This window comes from Leeuwenhoekiella obamensis (assembly GCF_055391795.1).
Window position 1 is genome coordinate 1 of record NZ_AP029251.1, and the last position, 2,500, is coordinate 2,500.

A 2,500-nucleotide genomic window follows, 5' to 3' on the forward strand; every position below is an offset into this window, starting at 1 on the left:
GGCTTTACATTTGCACCCGCTTTTATGGCGATCTTCTTCGGGAGAAAAGTTCATTAAAATAGTAGCAAAAGAGACTTAAAAAAAATATCAAATTAAATTTGTTTGATGTTTAAAAAAGTTCTTACATTTGCACCCGCTTTCAGAGAGAGGTTCTGAGGGTAGGTTCTTTTAAAAAAAAAGAGTTAGTCTGGTGACAAGAGATAAGGTTCGATTCCTTACTAACTACCAAAGAGACGAAAATTGATTTTCGTTGTTCATTGACATATTGAATTGACAGCGCGTATTATTTCTAAATATAGAGATAGTATTTGAAACAAAAGACTAGAATTAATCATTATGAGCATTTTGGGAATCCTTAGATTTTCAAACCTTGACAAGACCTTGATTCGTTGAATATTATATAAGATACTACGATGAAGAGTTTGATCCTGGCTCAGGATGAACGCTAGCGGCAGGCCTAACACATGCAAGTCGAACGGTAACAGGAATTAGCTTGCTAATTTGCTGACGAGTGGCGCACGGGTGCGTAACGCGTATGCAATCTACCTTGTACTGGAGTATAGCCCAGGGAAACTTGGATTAATCCTCCATAGTGTAATTGAGTGGCATCACTTAATTATTAAAGGTTACGGTACAAGATGAGCATGCGTCCCATTAGCTAGTTGGTATGGTAACGGCATACCAAGGCAACGATGGGTAGGGGTCCTGAGAGGGAGATCCCCCACACTGGTACTGAGACACGGACCAGACTCCTACGGGAGGCAGCAGTGAGGAATATTGGACAATGGTCGAAAGACTGATCCAGCCATGCCGCGTGCAGGAAGACTGCCCTATGGGTTGTAAACTGCTTTTTTACGGGAAGAATAAGGATCACGTGTGATCTGATGACGGTACCGTAGGAATAAGCACCGGCTAACTCCGTGCCAGCAGCCGCGGTAATACGGAGGGTGCAAGCGTTATCCGGAATCATTGGGTTTAAAGGGTCCGTAGGTGGATTAATAAGTCAGTGGTGAAAGTCTTCCGCTCAACGGGAGAACTGCCATTGATACTGTTAATCTTGAATTGTTATGAAGTAGCTAGAATATGTGGTGTAGCGGTGAAATGCATAGATATCACATAGAATACCGATTGCGAAGGCAGGCTACTAATAATATATTGACACTGATGGACGAAAGCGTGGGGAGCGAACGGGATTAGATACCCCGGTAGTCCACGCCGTAAACGATGGTTACTAGCTGTCCGGCCCAATTGAGGGCTGGGTGGCCAAGCGAAAGTGATAAGTAACCCACCTGGGGAGTACGTTCGCAAGAATGAAACTCAAAGGAATTGACGGGGGCCCGCACAAGCGGTGGAGCATGTGGTTTAATTCGATGATACGCGAGGAACCTTACCAGGGCTTAAATGCAGTCTGACAGATCTAGAAATAGGTTTTTCTTCGGACAGATTGCAAGGTGCTGCATGGTTGTCGTCAGCTCGTGCCGTGAGGTGTCAGGTTAAGTCCTATAACGAGCGCAACCCCTGTGGTTAGTTGCCAGCGAGTCAAGTCGGGAACTCTAGCCAGACTGCCGGTGCAAACCGTGAGGAAGGTGGGGATGACGTCAAATCATCACGGCCCTTACGTCCTGGGCCACACACGTGCTACAATGGCCGGTACAGAGGGCAGCCACACCGCAAGGTGGAGCGAATCCTAAAAACCGGTCTCAGTTCGGATTGGGGTCTGCAACTCGACCCCATGAAGCTGGAATCGCTAGTAATCGGATATCAGCCATGATCCGGTGAATACGTTCCCGGGCCTTGTACACACCGCCCGTCAAGCCATGGAAGCTGGGGGTACCTGAAGTCCGTCACCGTAAGGAGCGGCCTAGGGTAAGACCGGTAACTGGGGCTAAGTCGTAACAAGGTAGCCGTACCGGAAGGTGCGGCTGGAACACCTCCTTTCTAGAGCTTTTCGTTTGCCTTATGGTAAACAAAAGACTTCGGATCAAGGAAGACTTTGTTAGGAATCAGAATGAGGTTCTGGTCTTTTATAGCTGTTAATTCAAAATATTTTTCATTTGACGGTTCGTTTAAATGCACGGACCGTTCACTTGAATAATAGGACAGTCTCATAGCTCAGCTGGTTAGAGCGCTACACTGATAATGTAGAGGTCGGCAGTTCGAGTCTGCCTGAGACTACTTAAGAAGTATTTTTTTTAAGCCTTATGGCGAAAAGGAGATTACGAAGTTCATTACAAGATACTGAAGGAAATTTTAGAAGTTGGGTAACCCAGTTTGCAGTACGCAGAAGCAGTTAACAGTAATAAAGACTGTATACTGAATACTGAAACTGCCTACTTTAAAAAATGGGGGATTAGCTCAGCTGGCTAGAGCGCCTGCCTTGCACGCAGGAGGTCATCGGTTCGACTCCGATATTCTCCACGATGCGATGCCTTAAGATTTGAGAGATAATCTTTGGCTTGCAGCGAGAAGCATAGATGATTTGATTGTCTATAGTGACTTG

2 tRNA genes and 1 rRNA gene are annotated in these 2,500 nt (G+C 45.9%); all 3 read left to right on the top strand.

Annotated features, from left to right (window positions below):
* Positions 1-410: 410 nt before the first annotated feature.
* The 3 genes from ACZ5L8_RS00005 to ACZ5L8_RS00015 all read left to right on the top strand — a co-directional run bounded on the left by ACZ5L8_RS00005 (position 411) and on the right by ACZ5L8_RS00015 (position 2,418).
* Positions 411-1,938 (top strand): 16S ribosomal RNA (locus ACZ5L8_RS00005).
* 163 nt (positions 1,939-2,101) lie between these two features.
* Positions 2,102-2,175, top strand: a tRNA-Ile gene (locus ACZ5L8_RS00010).
* 169 nt (positions 2,176-2,344) lie between these two features.
* A tRNA-Ala gene (locus tag ACZ5L8_RS00015) sits at positions 2,345-2,418 on the top strand.
* The last annotated feature ends 82 nt before the right edge of the window (positions 2,419-2,500 follow it).